The sequence below is a fragment of the Curtobacterium sp. VKM Ac-2865 genome, from assembly GCF_015350905.1.
In the GTDB taxonomy this organism is placed as follows: Bacteria; Actinomycetota; Actinomycetes; order Actinomycetales; family Microbacteriaceae; genus Curtobacterium.
In genome coordinates, this window is the sequence record NZ_JADKRZ010000001.1 from 412,822 (window position 1) to 437,516 (window position 24,695).

At 69.1% G+C, this 24,695-nt stretch carries 25 protein-coding genes; 15 read left to right on the forward strand and 10 right to left on the reverse strand.

Features of this window, described 5'->3' with window-relative positions:
* Positions 1-29 precede the first annotated feature (29 nt).
* The 11 genes from ITJ54_RS01835 to ITJ54_RS01885 all read left to right on the forward strand — a co-directional run bounded on the left by ITJ54_RS01835 (position 30) and on the right by ITJ54_RS01885 (position 12,792).
* On the forward strand, positions 30-1,043 hold the full coding sequence (locus ITJ54_RS01835) for an ABC transporter ATP-binding protein (RefSeq protein WP_194625629.1): 1,014 nt from the start codon (positions 30-32) through the stop codon (positions 1,041-1,043).
* Positions 1,040-2,299, forward strand: coding sequence for an oligopeptide/dipeptide ABC transporter ATP-binding protein (locus tag ITJ54_RS01840; protein ID WP_228508128.1), 1,260 nt, complete (start codon positions 1,040-1,042; stop codon positions 2,297-2,299). The genes ITJ54_RS01835 and ITJ54_RS01840 overlap by 4 nt, the downstream gene beginning before the upstream one ends.
* A complete protein-coding gene (locus tag ITJ54_RS01845) occupies positions 2,296-3,129 on the forward strand; it encodes a M55 family metallopeptidase (protein WP_194625630.1) in 834 nt (277 codons plus the stop codon). Before ITJ54_RS01840 ends, ITJ54_RS01845 begins: the two co-directional genes overlap by 4 nt.
* Complete coding sequence (locus ITJ54_RS01850; RefSeq protein WP_071275343.1) at positions 3,129-4,079, forward strand: isoaspartyl peptidase/L-asparaginase family protein; 951 nt, start codon at positions 3,129-3,131, stop codon at positions 4,077-4,079. Before ITJ54_RS01845 ends, ITJ54_RS01850 begins: the two co-directional genes overlap by 1 nt.
* 106 nt (positions 4,080-4,185) lie before the next feature.
* Positions 4,186-5,130, forward strand: coding sequence for a MurR/RpiR family transcriptional regulator (locus ITJ54_RS01855; protein WP_194625631.1), 945 nt, complete (start codon positions 4,186-4,188; stop codon positions 5,128-5,130).
* Positions 5,127-5,852 carry an SDR family NAD(P)-dependent oxidoreductase gene (locus tag ITJ54_RS01860; protein ID WP_194625632.1) on the forward strand — a complete coding sequence of 242 codons (726 nt, stop codon included), beginning with the start codon at positions 5,127-5,129 and terminating at the stop codon, positions 5,850-5,852. Before ITJ54_RS01855 ends, ITJ54_RS01860 begins: the two co-directional genes overlap by 4 nt.
* Before the next feature lie 82 nt (positions 5,853-5,934).
* Positions 5,935-7,638, forward strand: coding sequence for a DUF885 domain-containing protein (locus ITJ54_RS01865; protein ID WP_194625633.1), 1,704 nt, complete (start codon positions 5,935-5,937; stop codon positions 7,636-7,638).
* Positions 7,639-7,677: 39 nt separating this feature from the next.
* Positions 7,678-8,670, forward strand: a complete 993-nt coding sequence (locus ITJ54_RS01870; RefSeq protein WP_194625634.1) for a ketopantoate reductase family protein — start codon at positions 7,678-7,680, stop codon at positions 8,668-8,670.
* Positions 8,671-8,699: 29 nt separating this feature from the next.
* Complete coding sequence (locus ITJ54_RS01875; protein WP_194625635.1) at positions 8,700-9,746, forward strand: zinc-binding dehydrogenase; 1,047 nt, start codon at positions 8,700-8,702, stop codon at positions 9,744-9,746.
* 84 nt (positions 9,747-9,830) lie between these two features.
* Entirely contained in the window at positions 9,831-11,567 is a 1,737-nt protein-coding gene (locus ITJ54_RS01880) for an AMP-binding protein (RefSeq protein WP_416354886.1), read from the forward strand.
* A gap of 121 nt (positions 11,568-11,688) precedes the next feature.
* Entirely contained in the window at positions 11,689-12,792 is a 1,104-nt protein-coding gene (locus tag ITJ54_RS01885) for a hypothetical protein (protein ID WP_194625637.1), read from the forward strand.
* Between the two features lie 8 nt (positions 12,793-12,800).
* Here ITJ54_RS01885 and ITJ54_RS01890 read toward each other — a convergent pair whose 3' ends face one another.
* The 3 genes from ITJ54_RS01890 to ITJ54_RS01900 are packed head-to-tail and all read right to left on the reverse strand — an operon-like array spanning position 12,801 to position 15,745.
* Positions 12,801-14,261, reverse strand: coding sequence for a Fis family transcriptional regulator (locus tag ITJ54_RS01890; protein WP_123937919.1), 1,461 nt, complete (start codon positions 14,259-14,261; stop codon positions 12,801-12,803).
* On the reverse strand, positions 14,254-14,601 hold the full coding sequence (locus ITJ54_RS01895; RefSeq protein WP_123937922.1) for a helix-turn-helix domain-containing protein: 348 nt from the start codon (positions 14,599-14,601) through the stop codon (positions 14,254-14,256). The genes ITJ54_RS01890 and ITJ54_RS01895 overlap by 8 nt, the downstream gene beginning before the upstream one ends.
* The gene (locus ITJ54_RS01900) at positions 14,594-15,745 is read right to left on the reverse strand and encodes a tyrosine-type recombinase/integrase (protein ID WP_260154742.1); all 1,152 of its coding nucleotides are present in this window, start codon (positions 15,743-15,745) and stop codon (positions 14,594-14,596) included. Before ITJ54_RS01900 ends, ITJ54_RS01895 begins: the two co-directional genes overlap by 8 nt.
* Positions 15,746-16,027: 282 nt before the next feature.
* On the opposite strand from ITJ54_RS01900, the gene ITJ54_RS18200 reads away from it, so the two are divergent.
* Entirely contained in the window at positions 16,028-16,306 is a 279-nt protein-coding gene (locus ITJ54_RS18200; protein WP_216099621.1) for a helix-turn-helix domain-containing protein, read from the forward strand.
* Here the strand turns inward: ITJ54_RS18200 and ITJ54_RS01910 are convergent.
* Positions 16,303-16,707 carry a hypothetical protein gene (locus tag ITJ54_RS01910; RefSeq protein WP_123937924.1) on the reverse strand — a complete coding sequence of 135 codons (405 nt, stop codon included), beginning with the start codon at positions 16,705-16,707 and terminating at the stop codon, positions 16,303-16,305. The genes ITJ54_RS18200 and ITJ54_RS01910 overlap by 4 nt on opposite strands.
* Positions 16,708-16,767: 60 nt before the next feature.
* On the opposite strand from ITJ54_RS01910, the gene ITJ54_RS01915 reads away from it, so the two are divergent.
* The 3 genes from ITJ54_RS01915 to ITJ54_RS01925 all read left to right on the forward strand — a co-directional run bounded on the left by ITJ54_RS01915 (position 16,768) and on the right by ITJ54_RS01925 (position 18,973).
* On the forward strand, positions 16,768-17,472 hold the full coding sequence (locus ITJ54_RS01915; RefSeq protein WP_123937927.1) for a hypothetical protein: 705 nt from the start codon (positions 16,768-16,770) through the stop codon (positions 17,470-17,472).
* Positions 17,473-17,526: 54 nt separating this feature from the next.
* Positions 17,527-18,114 (forward strand): hypothetical protein, encoded by a 588-nt coding sequence (locus ITJ54_RS01920; RefSeq protein WP_194625638.1) that lies wholly within the window; start codon positions 17,527-17,529, stop codon positions 18,112-18,114.
* A 115-nt stretch (positions 18,115-18,229) separates the two neighbouring features.
* The gene (locus ITJ54_RS01925; protein ID WP_123937933.1) at positions 18,230-18,973 is read left to right on the forward strand and encodes a hypothetical protein; all 744 of its coding nucleotides are present in this window, start codon (positions 18,230-18,232) and stop codon (positions 18,971-18,973) included.
* Positions 18,974-19,099: 126 nt separating this feature from the next.
* On the opposite strand, the gene ITJ54_RS01930 is transcribed toward ITJ54_RS01925, so the two are convergent.
* The 6 genes from ITJ54_RS01930 to ITJ54_RS01955 all read right to left on the reverse strand — a co-directional run bounded on the left by ITJ54_RS01930 (position 19,100) and on the right by ITJ54_RS01955 (position 24,691).
* Entirely contained in the window at positions 19,100-19,555 is a 456-nt protein-coding gene (locus tag ITJ54_RS01930; protein WP_123937936.1) for a hypothetical protein, read from the reverse strand.
* 63 nt (positions 19,556-19,618) lie between these two features.
* Complete coding sequence (locus ITJ54_RS01935; protein WP_194625639.1) at positions 19,619-20,014, reverse strand: low molecular weight phosphatase family protein; 396 nt, start codon at positions 20,012-20,014, stop codon at positions 19,619-19,621.
* A gap of 15 nt (positions 20,015-20,029) precedes the next feature.
* Entirely contained in the window at positions 20,030-21,427 is a 1,398-nt protein-coding gene (locus ITJ54_RS01940) for an FAD-dependent oxidoreductase (RefSeq protein WP_194625640.1), read from the reverse strand.
* A gap of 20 nt (positions 21,428-21,447) precedes the next feature.
* Positions 21,448-21,864: an arsenate reductase ArsC gene (locus ITJ54_RS01945; protein WP_194625641.1), complete on the reverse strand. Its 417-nt coding sequence runs from the start codon at positions 21,862-21,864 to the stop codon at positions 21,448-21,450.
* Positions 21,865-21,884: 20 nt separating this feature from the next.
* On the reverse strand, positions 21,885-23,282 hold the full coding sequence (locus ITJ54_RS01950) for an arsenic transporter (RefSeq protein WP_194625642.1): 1,398 nt from the start codon (positions 23,280-23,282) through the stop codon (positions 21,885-21,887).
* Positions 23,283-23,287: 5 nt separating this feature from the next.
* On the reverse strand, positions 23,288-24,691 hold the full coding sequence (locus ITJ54_RS01955; RefSeq protein WP_194625643.1) for an FAD-dependent oxidoreductase: 1,404 nt from the start codon (positions 24,689-24,691) through the stop codon (positions 23,288-23,290).
* Between the last annotated feature and the right edge of the window lie 4 nt (positions 24,692-24,695).

A 24,695-nucleotide genomic window follows, 5' to 3' on the forward strand; every position in this document is an offset into this window, starting at 1 on the left:
ACACCAGCGTCCACTCGGAAGGACCGCGCATGACCGCCCCACTGCTCGAGGTCGAGGCCCTGACGATCGGCATCCGCCGTCGTGGCCGCGACGACGTGCGCATCGTCGAAGACCTGTCCTTCGCGATCCAACCCGGCGAGCGCTTCGGCATCGTCGGGGAGTCCGGCTCCGGCAAGTCCCTGACGCTCCGCGCGATCGCCGGGCTCCTGCCGAAGGGCGTGGAAGTGCTCTCCGGCACGATCCGGTACCGCGGCGAGGACCTCGGCGGCATGTCCGCCGCCGCCCGTCGGAAGCTCATGGGCCCGCAGATCGCGATGGTGTTCCAGGAGCCGATGACGGCGCTGAACCCCGTCGTCCGGGTCGGCGAGCAGATCGCCGAGGGACCGCGCCGCCACCTCGGGCTCTCCCGCACGGCCGCCGCGGAGCTGGCCGTCGAGATGATGCGCCGCACGGGCATCCCGGACCCGGCCCGCCGGGCACGGGCGTACCCGCACGAGCTCTCCGGCGGGCTCCGGCAGCGCATCATGATATCGATGGCGCTGTCGTGCTCCCCGCGGCTGCTGCTCTGCGACGAGCCGACGACCGCGCTCGACGTCACGGTGCAGCACCAGGTGCTCCAGCTGGTCGAGGAACTCTGCGACGAGACCGGCACCGCGCTGGCGTTCGTCACCCACGACCTCGCCGTGGTGAACCAGACGTGCACCGAGCTCGCCGTGATGTACGCCGGGCACCGCGTCGAGGCCGGCCCGGTGAAGGACGTCTTCCGCGACCCGCGGCACCCGTACACGCGGGGCCTGCTCGAGTCCGCGCCGGACTTCGACGACCCGGACCGCGCCCTGATCCCGATCCCGGGGTTCCCGCCGAACGTCGCCGCGCGTCCGCACGGGTGCCCGTTCGCGCCGCGCTGCCGCTTCGCCATCGAGGCCTGCACCGAGGCGATGCCCGCGCAGGAGGACGTCGGCCCCGGCCGCACCGCCGCCTGCATCCGCACGCACGAGATCGGCTCCGCCGCCCCCGGCGAGCCCGTGGAGGTCCTGGCATGAACGCGAGCACCAGCACCAGCACCAGCACCAGCACCAGCACGAGCACCGCCCCAGTCCTCCGCGCCGAGTCGGTGACCAAGCGCTACCAGCTGCCCGTCACCGTCATCGACCGGATGCGCCGGTCCGCTCCCACCGCCCTGACCGCGCTCGACGGCATCGACCTCGAGCTCCGCCGCGGCGAGGTCCTCGCCCTGGTGGGGGAGTCCGGCTCCGGCAAGTCGACCCTGGCGAAGATCCTGGTCGGCAGCGTCACGGCCACCACCGGGACCCTCGACGCGCACGGCGAGCGCGTGCCGGTCCACCGCGACAAGGACGCGTCGCGTCGGATCCAGATGGTGTTCCAGGACCCGTACTCGTCCCTGAACCCGCGGATCTCGGTCGGCTCGATGCTGCGTGAGCTCCTGCTGCTGCACCGGATCGTGCCGCGGGCCGAGGTGCGCGCGGAGAGCATCCGGATCCTCAACCTCGTGGGGCTCGAGGAGGACGCGCTCGACGCCTACCCGAGCCAGTTCTCCGGCGGGCAGCGGCAGCGCATCGCGATCGCCCGGGCCATCGCGGTCCGGCCCGACGTGCTCATCGCCGACGAGCCGGTGTCGGCCCTCGACGTGTCGGTGCAGGCGACGATCCTGGAGCTCTTCGCCCGCCTGCAGCGTGAGCTCGGCCTGAGCATCCTGTTCGTGGCGCACAACCTGGCCGTCGTCCAGCACCTCAGCCAGCGGGTCGCCGTGATGTACCTCGGCCGCATCGTCGAGGTCGCGGACACCGACGAGCTGTTCCGGAACCCGCGGCACCCGTACACGCGGGCGCTCATCGACTCGATCCCACGGATGGGCGCGGAGAGCGTCACGGCGCGGCTCGCCCTGCAGGGCGACCCGCCGAGCCCGTTCGACATCCCGACGGGCTGCCGGTTCCACCCGCGCTGCCCGTACGCGGTGGACGCGTGCCGCACGACGGACCCCGCGCTCGCGCCGGTCCCGCTGGTGCTCGGCACCCGGCCTGGAGGCTCGTCCACGGTCCCGACGTCGGCTCCCGACGCTGAGGCGCAGGCCCCGCACGTCGCGGCCTGCATCCGCTCCGCCGAGCTCGGGGACGTGGACCCGCTCCACGAACCCGCGATCGAGCCCGACGACCCAGCACTCACCCGTCCCGACGTGCTCCTCGACCCCGAACGGGTCGTCGAGCCGGACCTCAGCGAGGTCGCACCAGCCGCACCGGCCGCCTCGGCCGCGCACCACCAGGAGGAACCGTCCGCATGAAGATCTGGATCTCGTACGACATGGAAGGCGTCGCGGGCATCGTCGACTGGGACCAGTGCCGCCCGGGCAGCGACGGCTACGCCCAGGGGTGCGCACTGCTCCTCGACGAGGTGAACGCGGCCATCGAGGGCGCGGTCGCCGGCGGTGCCACCGAGGTGCTGCTCAACGACTCGCACAGCCGGATGTCGAACCTCGACCCGCGCGCCGTCGTGCACCCGGACAAGGTGCGGTTCATCACCGGTCGCCACAAGCCGATGTACATGATGCAGGGGCTCGACGCCTCGGTCGACGGGGCGTTCCTGGTCGGCTACCACGGCTCGATCTCGGGGGCGCCGTCGGTCCTGTCGCACACGTACAACCCCGAGGTGTTCACCGGCGCCCGCGTGGACGGCACCTGGGTGGGGGAGAGCGGCATCAACGCCCTCGTCATGTCCCACCACGGCGTGCCGATCGCCCTGGTCACCGGCGACGAGGTCACCTGGGACGAGACCGAGCCGTTCGCACCCGACGCCGAGCACGTCGTCACGAAGACCTCGATCACCCGGGCCAGCGCCGACGCCCTGCACCCGACCGAGTCCTGCCGTCGGATCCGTGAGGCCGCGAAGACCGCGGTCGAGCGCATCCCGGAGATGACCACCGCACCGATCACCGGCCCGGCCACCCTCGAGCTCGACGTCGCCACGGCCGACATGGCCGACGTCGCGACCTGGGTCGGCGGCGTCGACCGGGTCGCCACCAGGACGATCGCGATCACCGGCGACGACCTGCTGTCGGTGTTCACGCGCTTCGTCGCCGTGAACTACATCACCCGCCAGGCCGGAGGGCGCTGATGCCCGCCGAGGAGTCCATCGCCCCGCCGCGCGACACCGTCCTGTTCGACGTGCCGGCGGTCCGCGGCTGGTCGCTCGCGCTGCACGGCGGTGCCGGCGGTCGCATCCAGGAGCTCGCCGCCGAGGAGCGCGAGCGCTTCGAGGCGGGCCTGACCCGCGCCTACCGGGCCGGCGAAGCGGTCCTCGACCAGGACGGCACCGCGCTCGACGCGGTCTGCGCGACCGTCGAGCAGCTCGAGGACGACCCGCTCTTCAACGCCGGGCGGGGCGCCGCCCTGACCACCGACGGGGAGGTGGAACTGGACGCGGCCGTGATGGACGGCCGCACCGGTCTGGCGGGGGCGATCGCAGCCTCCCGGCATGCCCGCAACCCCGTGCACCTGGCGCGCGCCGTCATGGAACGGTCCGCCCACCTGCTCCTGGTCCACCCGACCCGCGCGCTCGTCGAGTCCTGGGGGCTCACCACCGCGGAGCAGGACTACTTCGTCACCGAGGCGCGGCAGGCGCAGCTGGCCCGCATCCTGGCGGACCGGCTCGTCGCTCCGCGGCACGGGACCGTCGGAGCCGTGGCCCGCGACCGGACCGGCTCCATCGCGGCGGCCACGTCGACCGGGGGCATGGCGAACCAGGAGGACGGCCGCGTCGGTGACTCGCCGATCATCGGTGCGGGCACGTACGCGCTCGACGGGTTCGCCGCGATCTCCTGCACGGGCGAGGGCGAGGCGTTCATCCGCGGGGTGGTGTCCTACGACATCGTCGCGCGGATGCGGTACGGCGGCAGCGTGCTGCCCGACGCCGTGGCCGCGACCATCCAGCAGGAGCTGACCGAGGAGCACGCCAGCGGCGGGCTCGTCGCGGTCGGCGCGGACGGCCGCGTCGTCGTGGCGCACAACTCGCCGACGATGTTCGCGGCGTTCGACGACGGCAGCGGGCTGGTGCTCCGGACCTGACGAGGTCGGGCCTGCGCGGGCGCGCCGGTCCGGGCGCTCGCCCGGCCGCGCCTGCCAGGCTCGTCAGGACGAGCACCACGACCACCACCGACGACGAGGAGCAGGGATGCCCATCAACGACGAGGTCTTCGCCCGCATGGACGAGCTGAGCCCGGCGGAGCGCAAGGTCGCCCGCGCACTGCTGGCAGCCTGGCCCACCTCTGGGACGGAGAGCGCCGCGAGCCTGGCCCGCACCGCCGGCACGAGCACGCCGACGGTCCTCCGGCTCGCGAGCCGCCTCGGCTTCGGCAGCTGGCCGGAGTTCCAGGCGCGGGTGCGTGACGAGATCGCCGACCACCTCAACAGCCCGCTCCGGCGGTCCCAGGAGGGCATCGCGCTCGGTGACGGTGGCACGCTCGGTCGCGCCATCGCGGACCGGGTCGCGCTCGTGGAGTCGCTCGGCACGAGCGTGCCGCCGAGCGAGTTCGACCGCGCGGTCGCGGTGCTCGCCGACCGGCCGAAGCAGGTCGCACTGCTGGGCGGCTACTTCAGCCGGTACTTCGCGATGGTGCTCGCGGCGCAGCTCGACCAGATCCTGCCGAACGTCGACTTCGTGGCCGAGCCGCTCGGGCACGACGTCGGCCGGTTCCTGCAGCTCGGCAAGGGCGGGGTCGTCGTCGTGATGGACTTCCGCCGGCACGAGCTCGTGGCGCAGCAGGCGGCTGCCGCGGCGAAGCGCCAGGGCGCCACCGTGCTGCTCATCACCGACACGTCGCTGTCGCCCGTGGTCGAGAGCGCGGACATCGTGCTCCCGGTCACCGTCGACGGCATCCCGTTCGACTCCATGACGCCGCTGCTCGTGCTCATCGAGGCCCTGGTCGAGGGCGTCCTGCGCGCCGCCGGGCCCCGCGGGCTGGAGCGGATGCGGCAGTGGGAGGAGTCGGTGCGGATCACCCGCGCCTCCCGTGCGGCGCACGCCGAGGGGGACGTCCGCGACGACACCGGGCCCCGCGAGGTCGGGGCCGGCAACGTCGAGGCGCTCACCCTGCCGGGGACGGGGGGCGCGCTGTGAGCGCGGTCACGGCCGGGAGGCCCGGGGAGACGCTCGCAGGTCGGGTCGCGGTGGTCACGGGTGCAGCCCAGGGCATCGGGTCCGGCATCGCGGACCGGCTCGCCGCCGACGGTGCCGTCGTCCACCGCGTGGACCGGGATGACGTGGACCTCAGTGACACCGCGGCGACCGACGCCTGGTTCGCAGCGCTCGGTCCGGTCGACGTCCTGGTGAACGTGGCCGGCGGCGTGGTCGGGCAGACGCACACGCCGATCGAGGAGCTCTCGGACGAGGCCTGGGACGCCGTCCTGCACGCCAACCTCACGACCACGCGGAACTGCACCCGTGCCGCCGTCCGGAGCATGAAGCCGCGCGGGTGGGGGCGGATCGTGATGATCGCGTCCGGTGCCGGGCGCAGCGTCAGCCTGACCGGCATCCAGGCGTACACCGCGGCGAAGGCGGCGCAGATCGGCTTCACCCGGCAGATGGCGCACGAGCTCGGCCAGTACGGCATCACGGCGAACTGCATCGCGCCCGGGTTCGTGCTGTCGAACCCGACGACGCAGGCGCAGTGGGACTCGTACGGGCCCGAGGGCCAGCGCGCCCTGGTCGAGCGGATCGCGGTCCGCCGGACGGGCACCCCGGAGGACATCGCCCGAGCCGTGTCCTTCTTCGTCGCACCGGACGCCGGCTGGGTGAGCGGGCAGACGCTCTCCGTCGACGGCGGCCACTCGCTCTTCTGAGTCGGCTCCGCGAGCCTCCAGTCCGTCCTGTCCCTGTCCGTTCCTCTCCTGTTCGTCCCTGTTCCTGTCCTCTGGAGGACCATTGACCACCGACACGGCCACCCGACTGCTCGCCCTGGGCGAGCGGTACTTCGTCGCGCAGCACACGTACGACCCGTACAACGCGACCCTGCTCGGGATCACGGAGTTCGACCACCTGCCGGGGGACCCGTCGCGGGCCGCGAGCGAGCGCGCAGCTGCCGAGCTCGACGCCGTGGCGCAGCAGGCAGCAGCGCTGCCGGGGGAGGACCTCGACGACGCCGGGCGCACCGACCGCGACGTGCTCGTCGCGCTGGCCCGTGGTGCGGCGGACGACGCCCGGCACGCGCTCTGGGCGGCGAACGCCTCGGCCAAGGGGTACGTCAGCCGGCAGGGCCTCGTGTTCCAGGCCGTGCCCGCGATGACGGTCCCGGACCGTGCCGCGGCCGTCCGGTACACGTCCCGGCTCGCCGGGCTCGGCGCGATGTTCGTCGCGCTGGGGGAGCGGTACGCCGACGAGGCCGCCGCCGGCCGGGTGCCGACGCGGATGGGCGTCCTGCACGCCGTCGAGCAGCTCGAGGGGTACCTGGCGCTGCCGCTCGCGGAGGACCCGTTGCTCGAGCCCGCCCACACGGCGACGGTGGCCGAGGCTGCGTCACTGGTCGCGCAGTCGGAGGACCTCGTCGCGCAGTCCGTCCGCCCCGGGATGGCCGCACTCGCCGAGGCACTGCGCGCACTGCTGCCGGTGGCCCGTGACGACGACCACGTCGGCATCAGCGAGGTGCCCGGCGGGACCGAGGGTTACGTCGCCGCGGTCGCCCGGCACACCACGACCGACCTGACCCCGGACGAGGTGCACCGGATCGGGCTCGAGGAGCTCGAGGGCATCCGCGCCGAGGCCGCCGAGATCGGGGACCGGCTGTTCGGCCTCCGTGACTTCGCCGCCATCGCCACGCGACTCCGCGACGACCCCGCGCTCCGGTTCAGCTCGAGCGAGGAGATCATGGCCGTCGCGCACGACGCCCTCGGCCGAGCCGAGGCCGTGCGCGACCGGTACTTCCCCGCGGACGACATCACCGACTGCGCGATCGAACCGATCAACGAGGTCGACGCCGCGTCCAGCGCGCTCGGGTTCTACCGTCCGCCCGCCGTCGACGGCAGCCGCCCGGGCACCTTCTGCATCAACGCCAGCGCCCCCGAGACGCACTACCGCTACGAGTACGAGGCCCTGACCTTCCACGAGTCGGTGCCCGGGCACCACATGCAGCTCGCGATGGCGCAGCGGCTCGACATCCCGCGGTACCGGCGGCACCTCGACGTGGAGGCCTGCAGCTTCAACGAGGGCTGGGGGCTGTACTCCGAGCAGTTCGCGGACGACGCCGGCCTGTACTCCGACGACCTCTCGCGGCTCGGGATGCTCTCGATGCGGGCCGTCCGCGCCTGCCGACTGGTGGTCGACACCGGCATGCACGCGTTCGGCTGGTCGCGGGAGCGTGCAGTGCAGTTCATGCTCGACAACACCGCGACGACCGACGAACACGTCCGGAGCGAGGTCGACCGCTACATTGCCTGGCCCGGACAGGCGCTGGCGTACATGATCGGCCGCCGCGAGATCCTCCGGCTCCGCACCGGCGCACAACAGGCCCTCGGCGACGCGTTCTCGATCCGGGACTTCCACGCCACCGTGCTCGGCAACGGCGCGGTCCCGCTGACCGTCCTGGCCGACGCCGTCACCCGCTGGCAGCAGCGCACCACCGCCGCCGTCTGACCTGCACCACCCTCGTCCGTACGACCCTGGAGGACCCCCGTGGACATCACGATCATCGGCGCCGGCGCGATCGGCGGCACCATCGGCGCACACATGGCCCGCGCCGGGCACGGCGTGCTGCTGTGCGACGCGGACGCCGACCACGTCGCCGCGATCAACGCCGAAGGAATGCACATCGAGGGCCCCGTCGAGGACTTCACGGTCCGCGTGGACGCCGTCACGCCGGAGGAGCTGCCGGCACGGGTCGGCCCAGGCGGCGTCGGGGCAGCGGTCGTCGCGGTGAAGAGCCTGCACACCGCGTCCGCCGCCCGGGTGCTCGCCGAGGTGCTCGCCCCTGACGGGTACGTGCTCACCACCCAGAACGGGCTCACCGCCGACACCCTGTCGGAGGTGGTCGGTGCCGAGCGCGTGGTGTCGAGCTTCATCAACGTCGGCGCCGACTACCTCGAGCCGGGCCGGATCCTGCAGGGCAACATCGCCGCGTTCCGGATCGGCGAGCTCGCCGGGGGAGCGATCACCCCGCGCGTGGGCCTGCTCGCGGACGCGATGCCGTACGCGCTGCCGACGGAGAACGTCCTCGGGTACCTGTGGGGGAAGGAGGCCTACGGCGCGATGCTCTGGGCCGGGGCCGTCTCGGACCTGACCATCGCCGACTCGCTCTCGCTGCCGGAGTACCGCGACCTGATGATCGCCGTCGCGCAGGAGGCCATCGACCAGGCGCCCGTCCAGGTCGAGTCCTTCGACGGCTTCGTGCCGGACGACCTGCCCGGCTCGCTCGACCGCCTCGCCGCGTTCAACCGCCGCAGCGCCAAGGCCCGGTCCGGGATCTGGCGCGACCTCATGGTGCGCAAGCGCAAGACCGAGGTCGACGAGGTGCACAAGGACATCCAGGGCCCCGTCTTCGACCGCATCGTCGCCATGGTCCACGACGTCGAGGAGGGCCGCCGCACGTGCGAGCGCGCGAACCTCGACGAGCTCGCCGCCTTCGTCCGCGACCTCCCCACGCCCGTCAGCGCCGTCGCCGGCCGCTGACCGACCCTGTCTGAACTGGAGCCATCCCCATGCGCGCAGCCCTCTACCAGGCCGCCGGCCACGTCACCGTCGAGGACGTCCCCGACGCCGCCCTGCAGCAGCCCACGGACGCGGTCGTCCGCGTCGTCCGGTCCTGCGTCTGCGGGTCCGACCTCTGGTCCTGGCGCGGGGTGACCCAGCGCGAGCCCGGGTCGCGCCTCGGCCACGAGTTCATCGGCGTCGTCGAGGAGGTCGGGTCCGACGTCCACACCGTCACGGTGGGAGACCTCGTCGTCGCTCCGTTCCAGTGGTCCGACGGCACCTGCCCGGCCTGCCTGGACGGCATCAACACCCGATGTGAACACGGCGGTACCTTCGGTGCGCCCGGCGCCGACGGGGGACAGGGGGACGCCGTCCGGGTGCCCCTGGCCGACGGCACGCTCGTCGTCGTGCCCGGCGGCCTCGCGGGGGTCGACGAGCACCTGCTGCCGTCCCTGCTCGCGCTGAGCGACGTCGCGGGCACCGGCCTGCACGGTGCCGTCCTGGCCGACGTCACCGAGGGCTCGACCGTCGCGGTCATCGGTGACGGCGCCGTCGGGCTCGCCGCGGTCCTGGGTGCCCGGTCCGTCCTCGGCGCCGAGCGGGTCATCCTGATGAGCAGCCACGAGGACCGCGCGGCGATCGGTCGCACGTACGGTGCCACCGACGTCGTGAGCGTCCGCGGCGACGACGCCGTCGCCGCCGTCCGCGAGATGACCGGGGGACTCGGCGTCCGACACGTCGTCGAGGCCGTCGGGACCCCGGAGTCCTGGGCGACAGCGATCGGCATGGCCCGCGTCGGTGGCACCATCGGCGCGGTCGGCGTCCCGCACACCAGCCCGCAGCTCGGCATCTTCCAGCCGTTCGTGCAGCACCTGACGCTGCGCTTCGGTCTCGCCCCGGTGCGCCGTTACCTGCCCGACCTCGTCGCGCGCACGATGGCTGGCACCTACGACGCCGGGGCGGTGTTCGACCTGACGCTGCCGTTGGCGGACGTCGCCGAGGGGTACCGCGCGATGGACGAGCGGCGCAGCATCAAGGCGATGCTGGCGGGCTGACCGTCGACCCCCTGGTCCGCGATCTCCGCCGACCGCGCCGCCGCGACCACGCCGGCCTCCGTCAGTGGCACCGGCGTCGAACGGATGCGGCATGATCGGACGGTGCCCTCACCGACCGATGCATACCGCGCTGCCCGCGACCAGCTGCTCGCCGCGGAGTCCGCCGACGCCGCGAGCGCCGAGTTCCGGTGGCCGGATCTCGGAGACACGTTCAACTGGGCGAACGACTGGTTCGACGTCATCGCCGCCGGCAACGACCGCATCGCGCTCTGGATCGTCGACGCGGCCGGCGCGGAGCAGCGGCTCAGCTACGCGGAGATGGCAGCCAGGTCCGACCGCCTGGCCGCGCGCCTGCACGAGCACGGCGTGCGGAAGGGTGACCACGTCCTGGTCATGCTCGGCAACCAGCTCGAGCTCTGGGAGACCATGCTGGCGGTGATCAAGCTCGGTGCCGTGATCCTGCCGACGTCGACGATGCTCGACACCTCCGATCTGCAGGACCGCGTCGACCGCGGGTCCGTGGCGCACGTCGTCACGAACCACGGCGAGACGGCGAAGTACGACGGTGTCCGTGGCACCTTCTCGCGCATCGTCATCGGTGGTGCGGCGGACGGTTGGACGGAGTACCCGTCAGATCTCGGCGAGCAAGCGCCTGCGGGGGAGTCGCGGCCCGTCGTGGTGACCCGCACGTCCGACCCCTGTCTCGTCTACTTCACGTCCGGGACGACGTCGAAGCCGAAGATGGTCGCACACACGCAGACGTCCTACCCCGTCGGGCACCTCAGCACGATGCACTGGCTCGGTCTGCGGCCCGGGGACGTGCACCTGGCGATCAGTTCTCCCGGATGGGGGAAGCACGCCTGGAGCTGTTTCTTCGCGCCCTGGATCGCCGAGGCCACGGTGTTCATCCACAACACCCCGCGCTTCGACCCCGCTGCGCTCCTGACTCAGATGAACACGGCCGAGGTGAGCACGTTCTGCGCGCCGCCGACCGCTTGGCGGATGATGCTGCAGGCCGATCTGGGGGAGCGGCCCCGGGCGCTACGGGAGATCGTGTCCGCCGGTGAACCACTCAACCCCGAGGTCATCGAGCGGGTCGCCGAGGCCTGGGGCTTGGTCATCCGTGATGGCTACGGGCAGACCGAGACGACGGCCATCATCGGGAACGCTCCGGGTGCCGACCTCACGCCGGGTGCGATGGGGCGCCCCCTGCCCGGTGTCACCGTGACGTTGCTGGACCCGGTGACCGGGCAGCCGGGGGACGAGGGTGAGGTCTGTCTCGATCTCCGCGAACGACCCGTCAACCTGATGGCGGAGTACCTCGGCGACCCCGAGCGGACCGCAGCGTCGATGCGCGACGGGTTCTTTCACACGGGGGACATCGCCTCCCGCGACGTGGACGGCGAACTGACCTTCATCGGCCGGACCGACGACGTGTTCAAGTCCTCCGACTACAAGGTCTCGCCGTTCGAGGTCGAGAGCGCCCTGCTGCAGCACCCTGCCGTGGCGGAGAGCGCCGTCGTGCCAGCTCCTGACGACGCCCGACTCAACATCGTGAAGGCGTACGTGACCTTGGCCGCCGGGTGGGAGGCGACGGCCGAGACCGCGAAGCAGGTGCTCGAGCATGCTCGTACCGCGCTGCCGGCCTACGCGCGGGTGCGACGGGTCGAGTTCGCGGAGCTGCCGAAGACGATCTCGGGCAAGATCCGTCGCGTGGAGCTGCGCGAGCGTGAGGAGCGTGCAGCGGCTGCGGGTGGCGCGGGCATCGAAGGCGAGTGGCGAGACGAGCAGTTCCCGGAACTGCGCGGGTCGCGTCCGTAGCGGCTGCCGCGATCGGGCCTCCAGCCCCGTCCTCATAACTGGTAACCGCGCGTGTGAGGACGGCCGGAGTCGACACGAACAGGTGTCGCGCCGCGGCCACCACTTGACTACCCTCAGTGAGATGTCCTCACCGCCGACGCCGACGCTTCCTGTCTGGGGAGCTCGCTTCGCAAGGCTCATTCAGGAATCCTTCGACTTTCTCGGCTCGCAGTCGGACCGAAAAAACGAGCACCTGGTTGTAAGGGCAATTCCTCGAAGCGACGGTGTGCATAGAGTCGTCTATCGGTATGGGGTCTTAGGTGAACTACTGCCGTTTGACGTTATCGAAGACTTTCGGGATATCCTCGCCCGAGGACGATCCGTTCTCGACATTGCCATGTTCGACGCAGTGACGAGGCAAGCATCCCCGCCTCTAACGGCCAGACAAGAGCGATCGACCTACTTTCCTATCGCGGCAACCGAGGAGGACTGGAATTCGCTCGCCGGACAGCCATATATGAAGGCTCTAACCCCCGATCAGCTGAAGAATCTAGAAGAGCTTCAGCCATTCGTAACGGGTAGTGGCACGCTCAGTGAGTTCGCCAAGGTGCACAATGACGACAAACACCAGGCACCGCTGCGATTAGCCGTGGTGCCTGACGCTGAGTTTGTGATGCTTTTCGATCACTTGTTTCCGCCGCCCGCGAGCGCAGGAGAGTGCTGGGTTGACTGGGTCACGCCGCTAGCACCCGTTGAAAACTGCAAAGATTTTGTCGAGTATCGCTCTACGGAGGTGATTGCGGGGGCAGCGGTCGAGGATGTGCCAATTGCGCTTGCCGTTGAGGTGAGCTCCGGTTGGCGGGACGTCCAACACTTCCTTTGGGAAGTGCTGGAGTTCATCTCCCGAGCGACGGCTGTCCTGCATGACGGAGACATGAAACTTGCGGACGCTCTCCGTGACTACTTTGCGTTCCGACGGGACGAACTTGAGGCGTTTCGCAAGATGCTCGTCGAGCACGACGCTGCTTCGGAAGCGCAATGGCTGACCTCACGCGGAGGATCCGCCGTCCCGCATGATGTCGATGGCATTCACCTGCACCCGATGGCAACCCGACCCGGTGTGCCTGTTCACTCTTTTGCTGCGACTGTTGACTGGCCGGCGCTCTTGTCGGGCGACGATCTTCCTCCTTCCTTCGCAAAGCTTGTTCCCTGGTTGCAGGTGGAACGATCGAATCGTCCTGATTGACAGATCGTTCACAAGCGCTGTCGCCTAACCGCGCCGACGTATTGCGCGTAGGTGGAACCGGAGTCGACGCGGTGCGCTTCGATCGTCTCGGAGGAGTAGCCCAGCGCCTCCGCGACGATCGGGACGGGGCCGAGTTTGCTGAGTTCGTGCAGGGCTCCGAGGCGGGCGGCTCGAGCGCTGAAGACGTCGCGTAGGTGGGTGGCAATGTGACCGGGATCAATCGGTCGTCCTGGTGATTGACCGGTAAAGACCCAGTCGCTGCTCGGGTGTGACGCGGTGCGGAGGTTCACGGGTTCTGCGAGGAGCTCCCGCCAGGGTGCATCCAGCGGCGGGGGCAGTTCGAGGTCGATGGAGCCGAGCCGAACACAGACAGTGTCCTCGTTGACCGTGATGTCGCTCCATCGTAGTTCGAGGCTCTTGCGGAGCTGCTGGCCAAACACGAGGACCAGGATTCCGATCGCCCGGTCTCGCGGTGAGAGTTCGTCGGTGTGGACGAGCCGTTCGGTGACGCTGGCCTGGTCGGAGGCGCTCATCCGCGGGGCGGTTCCACGGCGGTGTCGGGGAACGATCAGGTCCCGGTTGATCAGCCGAGCGCTCTGTGCCCAAGGGATGAGCCGATCGATGAACTGCCTCGTTGAGGGTCCGCTGGTGAGCCAACGGTCGACGTCGCCCTGCGTTGTGTCGACGAACGTGACGTGGTGCTCGGTGAGCCAGTTGAGGAAGTCGACGCCCACCGTGATCGACTGCTTGGCGCGCAGGAATGCATTTCGAGGCACTTCGTCCATGGCGCGAAACTTCCGTAGGAAGCTCCATCGGATCCATCGGTCAACCAGGCGACGATGCTCGTCGTCGGCGACGCGGTTTGGGATCTGTGTCAGCCACTCGGAGAAGGCTGCGAGGTAGTGATCGCGTCGAGGGAGCACGCCGTGCTCGATCAGGAGACCGCGGACGAAGTCCCGCGTTCTCGATTTTGGTAGCTCGTCGATCGCCTCGTGTGTGATGGTCCCGTCCGTAGCGATCATCCGAAGCGTGGCTTGTACGTGGTCCTGCCGAATCCAGGTCAACCCGGAGTTTGCGCGCTGCATTCGCTTGAGGGCGTCAGCCAAGGGTTCGAGCTGTGCGGGGACGCCGCCGTCCGGCGCGGAAAGGGCAGTGTCGACGTAGTTGGAGAGCGCGCATGACCAGCACCGACCCTGAGAATAGAGCTCGTCCTCGGCGCCGCAAAGCACGCAGTCGACGTTGATCCGGACGCCCGAGCATGTGCGGCAGGTAGGGCCGTCGTCGGCTGTCCCGGGCAGGATGCCGACGTGCCCACAGACAGCGCAGGTGCCCGACGTTCGGATCGCCTTCCGGTAGCAGTTCTGGCAGATGAGCCCGTCCGGCCAACGCGCGGCGACGGGCCGGTGTTCGCCGCAGCGGCCGCAGGCCTCGTAGGCATCTGCGTCCTCGGGCGCCTTCGGCCTAGCCATGGTCGTCGGCGAGGCGGATCCGATGAGCCACGGGGTTACCGTTCATGGCGGGGGGTTCCTCGCCCGGCTCGGGGGCGTTTACACGGCCGGCTGCTCGCATCTCGACAAACGGCTCGAAGAGGTCATTCGGGGTGCAGTCGAGGATGTCGCAGAGCGCAGCGAACGTTCGAGCGGGGATCCGTTCTGGGGTGCCCGTGACGAGACGGTAGACCTGGCTCTCCGAGAGGTCGATGCCGCGGGTTCGCAACAACGGAACGAGTTCGGTGCTCTTCCAGAGGTTGTGCTGCGCCATTAGGGTGCGGAGGTTCCAGCGGTAGCCGATTCGTCGCTGCTCACTCATCGTGGTGTTCCTCTCGCTGGACGATCCGGGTGGAGATCATCTGTTGCAGGATCTTCTGCTTGAAGTCCGATCCGACCGATGTGTAGAGACTGGTCGTTGAGGCATGGCGGTGACCGACCTGCGTTTGGACGAACGTTGCGTCGTAGCCAGCCTCTAACAGGTGCGTGACGTAGGAGTGCCGGAGGCAGTGCAGGTTCAGGCCTTCGTCGTAGCCGACGGCGCGACGGAGGGCTACGAAGGCGTCACCGACTGTGCTGACGGCGACGCGGCCGCGTTCGGTTGGCCAGAGGGCGCTGGACCGGTCTGCGGTCTTGAACCGGTCGCGGCGGCCGGGGGAGAGCCAGGTCGACAGGAGTGGGACTACCCACTCAAATTCGGGGACCGTCAACACAGTGCGTCGGCGCGGCCCGGACCCCTTCGTGCCCTTGCCCCAGCGCACTGTCAACGCACCGAACAGGCCGTAATCCGGAACATGCGGGTTGGGCCCAAAATCACTGATTTCGAGCATCGCGAGCTCGCGACGTCGGAGCCCGAACGCATAACCGACCTTGAACGCCGTCGAATTCCGCATCAGGGCCGGCCACTGCTTCAGACGCTTCCGGTAAGCGAAGTCCACTTGATCGTCGATGTGGTCGAACAGGGCTTGCAGCTCCGAGACAGTGAAGGCGCGTCGCCGTGGATCCCGAGCATCGTCAGCGGTGTGGCGTGGGGAGTTCCACTCGAAGACGATCTGCGCCGGGATCTCGCCGAACATTGCCTCGCAGTAGTCCCCCCAGCCGTACGCGATGTTCGCGACGTACCCGCAGAACGCTGCGATCGCATTGCTGTACGCCCGCAACGTCGACAAGGCGTACGCGTGCTCACCGAGGCGGTGCTCCGCGAGGAACTCGTCGAGGTCGGCCGGTCCCCACGACCACGGGTAGGTGCCGGTGTAGTTCTGAAACCTCCGGATGAGGCTGAGCTTTGGCTCGATCGACGAGGTCTGCAGACCGCGCGCGAGCATCTGGCTTGTCCACCCGTCGACCATTGCTTCGAACACGCGCTCGTCGGCCCGGAACAGCTGAACGGAGCGATCCTTTAGATGCCTCGGGACCGCGCCTGGTATCGCGCCTGCCATGTGAACTCTCTTCGTGGAATCCTGCACTAAATGCAGGAAACATACGCTGCCCGGTGCCAAGAGCACAAGACCCGACTCTCGTCCGGTTCGCCTCATTCGCTCGCAGCGCGCCCTATCGAGCGGGCCGAGCCAAGTGACCGGTCCCGAAGCCTCCCACATGGGGGCAACGCACGGAGTGTCGCCGGCCCTCGCCTTCGCGATCGACCGGCGCCTCGCGCCGCAGGCGTTGGGCCGGCATCCGGCCCTTGACTGGTATGGATCGACTGCCGGCCGTCGGTTGAGGCGGCTTCGCGCTCTACGCTGGGACGCGTGAGCAGAACTCCCCGACAGCGACCGTTCGAGCTCGCGCCGGCGCCCTGGCCGGAGATTCCCGCCGACGATGCGATCGCGGAAGCGGCTCGTACCTTCGTGGTGCGGCTGAGGGAGGCAATGGGAACTCAGAGCACGCGCGCGGTCGCGACGGCTGCTGGAGTGCACCACACAACGTTGCTCGGTGTTCTGGCCGGTCGTTCCTGGCCGGATCTCGCCACGCTCGCTCGGCTTGAGCTTGCCCTCGACACCGAGCTGTGGCGACGACCCGAACGTTAGAGGTCGAACACCGTTTCGAAAGCAAACCAGGTTCCGCCTGACATGTCGGCGAGGGAACGGAGGCGTCCCTCGAAGCGCTGCCGTGACTCGATGGGAGCTTCATGGAGGTGTTGAAGGCGGCGCCTCAGTAGGTCGCGCATCAGCGCCGCAGCCGATTCGTCGCCTCCAAGCTGTCCGCTGATGACGTACTCGCCGGAGTCGAGGTCACAGACGGCGACGAGCTCGGTAGCTCCGACGGTGACGACGAAGTCGCCGCGGCGGCCGACTGTTCGGTAGTCGATACGCGCGGCCTCGGGGACCACGACCGCGTCCAGCCAAGAGACTTCCACTCTGGCACCGGTTGTGGCTTCGATCGTGAGGCGGGGTGAACCAGAACCCGCGCCTCGCTCGCCTTTTCCCATGTGCTGATTATAATCAGCACGCGGCATGAGACGTGTTGCGAGCGGCTGGCAGGTGAGGAAGTGGCGTTGGAAGCATCAGAGGCGGCCCCTTCGCCGGTGAGGTCTGCCGCCTCGCGTCAGATGTCGCTCGCCGCGCTGGAGGCGGCCATCGAATCGCTTGGACTCGAGTTCTACGCAACGGTTGAGCAGATCGCCGAATCGCTAACGGCGCTCAACCGGCCGAGTCCGCTGGGAACGGCGAAGCGAGCTCTCATCCTTCAGTGGATCGGCGCGGTCGGTGACGAGTTCCAATGGGAAGCGGAGCTGAGCGACCGAAATCTCATGACCGTGCTGGTCCGAGCCATATCGATCGAACATGCGGCAGTGTTGCGGGCCGATGACGTGGCCCGACGACGGGGGAGTACTCTCCATGAGCTTCGGGCTGACGTGGCTTCTCGACAGCTCTGGGGATTCGAGCGGGCTGGAGCCTTGCTGTTCCCCTCGTGGCAGTTCATCGACGCCGGTGCCAAGACTTTGGAGCTCATCTCCGATGTTCTACCGACGGTGCTGCAGTGCGTACCGCCTGACGCGCCGCCAGCACTAGTTGCTCGCCTGATGTGCTCCGAAGACCCGCACTTGCAGCGGGGCGGCGCGCGGTGCAGTCCAAGAGAACATCTGATCGCGGGCGGATCGCCTTGGCCCGTGGTGCGGACCTTGCTGCTTGTGCTCGAGGGGTCTGCTTCGCGCCTCCAAGATCTCGTACTCGGAGGACGGGGTGACCGGTGAGGTTGGCTGGGGAGCGGCATCCACACTCCGGCTGAAGCAGCGGAAGCGACCACTGTGAACGTCCCCCTATCGAGCTTCAACTCCCTCGCCGGTGTCATCGCGCACGGCCGCGACTATGGCCGAGTCGCTGAGCCACCCACAGTTCCGCGTGGCCGACAAGGGACACTCGAGGAGCAGGAGTTCCTCATCCGGTTCGGCGGCTGGACCCGGGAAGAGTACGAGGACTCGAAGGCCGAAGTCGCCCGCGGCGAGCTGGAGAACGTGGAACGTCGCACGGAACTTGAGGGGCTCGTCTCTGCGTTGACCGCCGAGGAAGCCGCGGACTGGTTGCGCATCAACGACGCTGAGCTGCACGCGCTCCTCGCTACGGGGCAAGTGACAGCCTTCGTGTGCGACGGGGAGTTGCGGTACCCGGCGTGGCAATTCACCGATGACCCAGCGATACCAGTCCTTCCCGGCCTTGCACGACTCACGCCGGCGTGGGGTGATCAGAAACATCCATCCACGATCCTCGGCTACATGTACAACGCGGACCTCGAGATCGAGGGGACCAATGAGTCCTTCACGCCCGTCGAGTGGTTGACGATCGGCGGCGACGTCCAGGTCGTGCTCGACCATCTCGAAGCCGCGAATTGGCGGTAGGACGCCTCGGATGCACACAGTTCCGCCCTTCGTGTCTCGCAATCGACCTCAACCCACCACCCCTCCAGGCGGCAACTGTGGGGGACCTAGAAGTCAAACAAGAGGGGAGTGCCTGATGACGTCACGGGTACAGATCGCGCGGGCACGCGCACGTGTTGCTCTCGCCGCCCTGACGGGTGACGACCTGCCGGACAGCGTCCGCAGCAACGCCACCATGGACTTCGCGGATGCCGACGACGCTGTGTTGGTCACCCGGGACCGCGATCTTGACCCGCCGCGGCAAGACCGCGCCTTCCCACGACTAATCGGTGTTCACGCCGGCGGTCGAGATTTCGGGCCACGCCACAACCCGCCGCGTCCTCGAACCGGCCGAGATCTCACACCTGACGAGGAAGACGCACTCATCGAGTCGGCGTTCGGTACTCGGCAGCGGTACGAAGCTGCAAAGTCCGCCGTCGCGCGCGGCGAGCTCGACGCAGCCGAACGCCGTTCTTGGCAGCGCGGAATGAGTGCCTCCCTCACCCTTGAGGAAGCGGCCGACTGGCTGGATACCGGAACGGCACGGGTCCTCACCCACCTCGTGTCCGGCAACCTGTTCGCGTTCGTGTGCGACGACGAGCTGCGCTTCCCGGCATGGCAATTCACCGACGACCCTAACCACCCGGTGCTGGATCACCTATCGACGTTGGCCGGAGCGTTCGACAACGACATGCACCCGACGTCGATCCTCGGCTTCATGACGACACCACACCCGTACACGCGCATCCACGGTGAACCGGCGACGCCCATCGAATGGCTTACCGAGGGCCGCCGGGTGCAGCCGTTGCTGGAACTACTCGAGACCCGGCGCTTGAGATAGATCCTGCACCGAAGACCTGCTCAGCCTCACTCGCGATATCCCCGACCTGATGGGGCGGCAGGAGCACCTGGCCAAGCCCCGAGACAGCGCGCTGGAGGGGGAGGCCGGACCTCACGAATGTCGACGTCAGAACTGGATGTACCCGTTCCAGCCCCGCTCCGCATCTAACCCGTCCTCCCCGAAAACGTCAGGATCAACGGGGAAGTGCTCGTTCTGGAAGTGATCGAGCGACGCCCGAGCCTTGTCCCGAAGCGCAGAAACATCCTCTGCGGGGTGCATACGAGACAGCATCGCGGTCCGTCGCTCCAGGACCGCGTCCCACAGCTGGCGACGGCTCACCTCGGCCATCAGCTGCCCGGCGACCAACATCGAGTGGAACTCAAGCGATCCCGCGAACCGATCCATCAGCGTGATCAGATCCCGATCTTTGACCTCTATGAAAACCTTGGGCTGACGGTTCTGCTGCTCTGCCATCGAGCGCACCTGCGCCCGCGCGTCCTCGAACGCCTGCCGTTCTGGATCCTCTGGCATGATTTCCCCCTCCTGCCACAGCACGATGCGTGGGCCATTGGCGATGTACAACAGTAGGCAGCTTCTCTCTGAGTCGCGCTTCTGACTTCGCTCCCTATCCGGGCGGCCTGGTCACTACGGCTGCAGGAGTTCTCGTTCGATGCGTTCTGCGACGGCGTCCCGCATTGGTCGCACGTCTTCCGGTGACCAGGAGGTGGGGTCGGGGAACGACCACTCCAGGACCGTGCCGCGTGGTTCTGCGGGGAGCTCGAGGCCGGGCTTCATGAGCACGACGATGTCCGCCTGTTCGAGCAGGTCGGGCGTCACTCGCCGCGGCACGCGTCCCGTGATGTCGAGGCCGAGTTCGCCCACGGTCGCAGCGATCGAGGGGTTCACCTCGTCGGCTGGGCTGATGCCGGCGGAGGTGGCCGTGTAGCGGTCGGGTGCTGCGAGTTCGAGGAGCGCTGCGCCGAGCTGTGAGCGGCCGGCGTTGTGTTTACAGATGAACAGGACGGTGGGCTTCGTGGTCATGGCTGCCACTCCCGGTCACTTGGTGCAGCACGAGGTGCGGTCAGTAGCCGACTCAGGCGGAGTGCAGCAGGCAGCGTCGTCAGCGGCAGGAGTCGCGGTGGCGGCGGGGGCGGTGCAGCAGGAGCTGCCACCGACGTCGGTGGAGCAGACGCCTGTTTCGGGGAGGACGAGTTCGACCAGGCGCGCTGCGGTGTGGTCGCCTGCGAGTTCGGCGGCGATGGAGCGGACTTGCTCGTAGCCGGTGAGGAGCAGGAAGGTGGGTGCTCGGCCGTAGGACTTCATGCCGGCGATGAAGAAGTTCGGCTCCGGGTGCGCAAGCTCGGCGACACCATGCGGGGGAACAGAGCCACAGGAGTGCAGGTTCGGGTCGATCAGTGGTGCGAGGGCGCGGGGTGCTTCGACGATGTCGTCGAGTCCGAGGCGGATTTCGCGGAGCATGTTGAGGTCGGGTCGGAACCCGGTCGCGTTCACGATGACGTCGACCGTCACCGCGAAGGGCTCGCCGGCGCGGCGTCCGGTGATGGTGACTTGGTCGCCGTCGGGTTGGACGTCGTCGATCTCGTACTGGGCGATCTGCTGCACCTGACCGGATTCGACGAGCTCGTGGACGGTGGAACCGAGCTGCCCGCGGGCGGCGAGCCCATCGGCTGCGTCCGCGCCGAGCCGGGCCGTGCCCGGGTTGCGGATCGCCCACAGCACTTCGGTACCCGGCGCGGTCTTGGCGAGGCTGGCGAGCTTGATGAGCGTGTTCGCGGCGGAGTGGCCGGCACCGACGACGAGGACCCGACGACCGGCGAACCGGTCACGGTCGGCGCCGAGGACGTCAGGGAGCGCGTGGACGACCCGGTCGCCGAGGTCAGCGGCGGGTGCGAGCCCAGCAGCAGTGAGAGGGTTCGGGGACGTGTAGGTGCCGGAGGTGTCGACGACCGCACGGGCAGTGACGTCGTGTGCACCGTCGGCGGTGTGGAGGCGGAGCAGGAACGGGGTGTCGGCGCGGCCGGTGGAGCGGGTGCGGTCCATGCCCTGCCGTGACACCGCCGCCACGCGGGTGCCGTACTGGATCACCGGTGCGAGCTGCGGGGTCGCAGCGAGGGGTGCCAGGTACGTGTCGACGAGGTCGTGGCCAGTGGGCAACGACGCCGCTCGAGGTGCTTCCCAGCCGGTGGCTTCCAGGAGGCGCTGGGCGGCAGGGTCGATGACGTACTGCCACGGGGAGAACAGCCGCGTGTGCCCCCAAGCGCGAACGCTCGTCCCCACGGTCGGCCCAGCTTCGTAGACGACGACATCGAGGCCGCGCTCAAGGAGGTGCGCGGCGGCAGCGAGGCCGACGGGGCCGGCACCAATGATCGCGACGGGGAGTCCGGTGAGGCGGTCCGCGTCGGTCCGGGGTGGGACGGTGAGGGTGAGCGTCATGGTCTGCGGCTTCCTGGTCGTTACGCGGTTGCTTCGGCGGGCAGCAGCTCGGCGAGGAGCGTCTGGACGCGGTGCTTGATGTCGTCGCGGATGGGGCGGACGTCCTCGATGCCGCGGCCGGCGGGGTCGGTGAGTTCCCAGTCCTCGTACCGCTTCCCGGGGAAGATCGGGCAGGCGTCGCCGCATCCCATGGTGATGACGGCGTCGGAGTCGCGGACGGCGTCGGTGGTGAGGATCTTCGGCTGGTTGCCGGCGATGTCGATGCCGTCTTCGGCCATCGCCTGGATCGCGATCGGGTTGATCTGGTCCTTCGGCGCACTGCCGGCGGAGATGACCTCGACGCGGTCGCCGCCGAGGGCCTGGGCGTAGCCGGCGGCCATCTGGGAGCGTCCGGCGTTGTGGACGCAGACGAACAGGATCGTGGGCTTGTCACTCATGAGTGTGTGTCTTTCCGGGTTCAGTGGATGAGGGTGAGCCAGCCGGCGAGGGCGGCGAGGGTGATGGCGAGGACGGGGATGGTGAGGATGATGCCGGTGCGGAAGTACTGCCCCCACCCGATGTGGATGCCCTTCTTTTCCAGCACGTGCAACCACAGCAGCGTTGCGAGGGAGCCGATGGGGGTGATCTTCGGGCCGAGGTCGGAGCCGATGACGTTGGCGTAGACCATCACCTCGTGTGTCAGCCCGGTCGCGCCGGCACCGCCGATGGCAAGGGCGGCGATGAGGACGGTGGGCATGTTGTTCATCAGGGACGCGAGGATCGCGATGGTGAACCCGACGCCGAGCGCGGTGACGAGGACCCCGTGGTCACCGAGCACGTCGAACAGCGTCGCGAGGTGGTCAGTGAGGCCCTGGTTCTGGAGGCCGTAGACGACGAGGTACATGCCGATGGAGAACAGCACGATCTGCCACGGCGCCTCCCGGATCGTCTTCCACACCGGGATCACCCGCCCCGACGGCGCACCCGGCCCGGTGCTGCCTGCGCTGACGGTGGCAGTACCGCCGGTTGCGACGAGGACCGGTGCGGCCTCGGCACGAGCGAAGAGGAACGCGGGCTGCCGTGAAGCCGCGGCAACGATGACGACGGCTCCGACGCCGGCGACAGCGGCGAGCGGGACGCCGAGCGGGTCGGCGGCGAAGTAGCCGACCAGCAGCAGCGCGAGGACGACCCAGCCAGCGCGGAACGTCGCACGGTCCGTGATCGCGGCGGCGGGGCTGGTGAGGGCGAGGACGTCGTACCGCTTCGGGATGCTCCTGCCGAAGTACAGCAGCAGCATGCCGAGGGAGGCCAGGACGGAGACGATGCCGACGGGGATCATGACGGCGGCGTACTCGGCGAAGCCGAGGTGGAAGTAGTCGGCGGAGACGATGTTGACCAGGTTCGACACCACCAGCGGCAGACTGCCGGTGTCGGCGATGAACCCGGTGGCGAGGATGAACCCGAGCGCCGCTTTCTGCGGCATGTTCAACGCTCGGAGCATCCCGACGACGATCGGGGTGAGGATCAGCGCGGCCCCGTCGTTGGCGAACACCGCCGCGATGACCGCGCCGAGGCCCACGATCAGGACGAACAGCAGCCGTCCGTTGCCGCGGCCCCAGCGGGCGACGTGGAGGGCTGCCCACTCGAAGAACCCGGCCTCGTCGAGGATCAACGAGATCAGCACCACCGCGACGAAGGTCAGCGTCGCGTTCCACACGATCCCGACCACGGTCGGGACGTCGGAGAGGCCGACGACGGTGGTGGCGAGGGCGATGACAGCGCCGATGAGCGCGGTGTAGCCGATCGGGAACCCCTTGGGTTGCCAGATCACCACCACGAGCGTCGCAACGAAGATCGCCGCAGCGACCACAGCCATCACCATCAGGCAGTCACCCCGGCCTGGCTTGATGCAGCCAGGTTCTCTGCGGCGGCGGCGCGTTCCCAGCCCTGCGCGGCGACCTGCACGGCGTCCCACGGGGACCCGAGCGGCGGCGTGTAGCTGAGGTCAAGATCGATCACGTCGTCCACCGTGAGCTCCGCGTGGAGAGCGGTGGCGAACGTGTCGATGCGCTTGCTGATCTCCGCAGTCCGCTGCCCGACGATCTGCGCACCAAGCAGCCGACCGGTGGACTGGTCGCCGGTGACGCTGATCGTCAGCGGGACGGCGCCCGGGTAGTACCGCTTGTGGTCATCCGCCACCGTCACCCGCGTCAGCGGCGACACGTCCAGATGGCCGGTCTCGTGCTGGCGGAGGCCGGTGCGGGCGGCGACGAGGTCGAACACCTTCACCACCTGCGTCCCCACCGACCCGGCGAACGTCTTCGAGCCGCCGAGCATGTTCTCCGCAGCGACGCGACCCTGCTTGTGCGCTGTCGTCCCGAGCGGCAACCACGTGGTGCCCAGGAGGCGGTGATGCGTCACGACGCAGTCACCAGCCGCCCACACATGCGGCACCCCGGTCCGCATGCTGGCGTCGACGACAATCGCTCCGCCCTGCCCCAGCCGCGCACCCGCGGCGACCGCGAGGTCCGTGACGGGACGGACCCCGACACAGACCACGACGAGCGCGAACGTGCCCTCCGCGTCACCGGACGTGGAGCTGGTGGCGACACGCCACTGCCCATTGCCGCCCGGGGTGATGCCCGTGACGGTGGCACCGGTGAGGACCGTCGCGCCGTGGCGGCGCACCTCGGCGGTCACGAGAGACCCGAGCTCCGAGTCGAGGGTGGAGAGCACTTCCGCGCTGCGCTGGATGAGCGTCGTGTCGAACCCGCGCGCGACGAGGCCCTCGGTCATCTCCAGGCCGATGTAGCCGGCACCGACGACCGCGACGCGGCTGCCCGCGGGCAAGAGCTCGAGGGCGTCGACGACCTGCTCGGCGTCGGTCATCGAGTGCAGCAGATGGATGCGCTGCTCCCCGAACGGCACCCCCGCGGGGCGCACCGGCTCAGCACCGGTCGCGATCAGCAGCTCGTCGTATGAGATCTCCTCCTCGCCGGCGGGACCGGTGACGGTCAGAAAGCGGCGGTCGACGTCGACGGCCGAGGCCCAGGTCGAGGAGCGGACCGCCATGCCAGCGGCTTCAAGGTCAGCACGGGTGCGGTGCGCGAGGGACGCTTCCGTGACGACGTCACCGGACACCCAGTACGGGATGCCGCAGATGGAGAAGTTCGGGAACTCGTCCGCGAGCACCACCGTCACATCCGTGGACGGGTCGAGTTCACGGGCACGGAGCGCCGCGGCAATGCCGGCGTCGCTGCCACCGACGGCGAGGAGATGAGTCATCAGG

What these genes read in the sequence shown, in the direction of transcription:
- ITJ54_RS01835 (WP_194625629.1), top strand. Translation starts at nt 30, where the DNA reads ATGACCGCCCCACTGCTCGAGGTCGAGGCCCTGACGATCGGCATCCGC.
- ITJ54_RS01840 (WP_228508128.1), top strand. Translation starts at nt 1,040, where the DNA reads ATGAACGCGAGCACCAGCACCAGCACCAGCACCAGCACCAGCACGAGC.
- ITJ54_RS01845 (WP_194625630.1), top strand. Translation starts at nt 2,296, where the DNA reads ATGAAGATCTGGATCTCGTACGACATGGAAGGCGTCGCGGGCATCGTC.
- ITJ54_RS01850 (WP_071275343.1), top strand. Translation starts at nt 3,129, where the DNA reads ATGCCCGCCGAGGAGTCCATCGCCCCGCCGCGCGACACCGTCCTGTTC.
- ITJ54_RS01855 (WP_194625631.1), top strand. Translation starts at nt 4,186, where the DNA reads ATGCCCATCAACGACGAGGTCTTCGCCCGCATGGACGAGCTGAGCCCG.
- ITJ54_RS01875 (WP_194625635.1), top strand. Translation starts at nt 8,700, where the DNA reads ATGCGCGCAGCCCTCTACCAGGCCGCCGGCCACGTCACCGTCGAGGAC.
- ITJ54_RS01880 (WP_416354886.1), top strand. Translation starts at nt 9,831, where the DNA reads ATGCGGCATGATCGGACGGTGCCCTCACCGACCGATGCATACCGCGCT.
- ITJ54_RS01885 (WP_194625637.1), top strand. Translation starts at nt 11,689, where the DNA reads ATGTCCTCACCGCCGACGCCGACGCTTCCTGTCTGGGGAGCTCGCTTC.
- ITJ54_RS01890 (WP_123937919.1), bottom strand. Translation starts at nt 14,261, where the DNA reads ATGGCTAGGCCGAAGGCGCCCGAGGACGCAGATGCCTACGAGGCCTGC.
- ITJ54_RS01895 (WP_123937922.1), bottom strand. Translation starts at nt 14,601, where the DNA reads ATGAGTGAGCAGCGACGAATCGGCTACCGCTGGAACCTCCGCACCCTA.
- ITJ54_RS01910 (WP_123937924.1), bottom strand. Translation starts at nt 16,707, where the DNA reads ATGGGAAAAGGCGAGCGAGGCGCGGGTTCTGGTTCACCCCGCCTCACG.
- ITJ54_RS01925 (WP_123937933.1), top strand. Translation starts at nt 18,230, where the DNA reads ATGACGTCACGGGTACAGATCGCGCGGGCACGCGCACGTGTTGCTCTC.
- ITJ54_RS01935 (WP_194625639.1), bottom strand. Translation starts at nt 20,014, where the DNA reads ATGACCACGAAGCCCACCGTCCTGTTCATCTGTAAACACAACGCCGGC.
- ITJ54_RS01940 (WP_194625640.1), bottom strand. Translation starts at nt 21,427, where the DNA reads ATGACGCTCACCCTCACCGTCCCACCCCGGACCGACGCGGACCGCCTC.
- ITJ54_RS01945 (WP_194625641.1), bottom strand. Translation starts at nt 21,864, where the DNA reads ATGAGTGACAAGCCCACGATCCTGTTCGTCTGCGTCCACAACGCCGGA.
- ITJ54_RS01950 (WP_194625642.1), bottom strand. Translation starts at nt 23,282, where the DNA reads ATGGCTGTGGTCGCTGCGGCGATCTTCGTTGCGACGCTCGTGGTGGTG.
- ITJ54_RS01955 (WP_194625643.1), bottom strand. Translation starts at nt 24,691, where the DNA reads ATGACTCATCTCCTCGCCGTCGGTGGCAGCGACGCCGGCATTGCCGCG.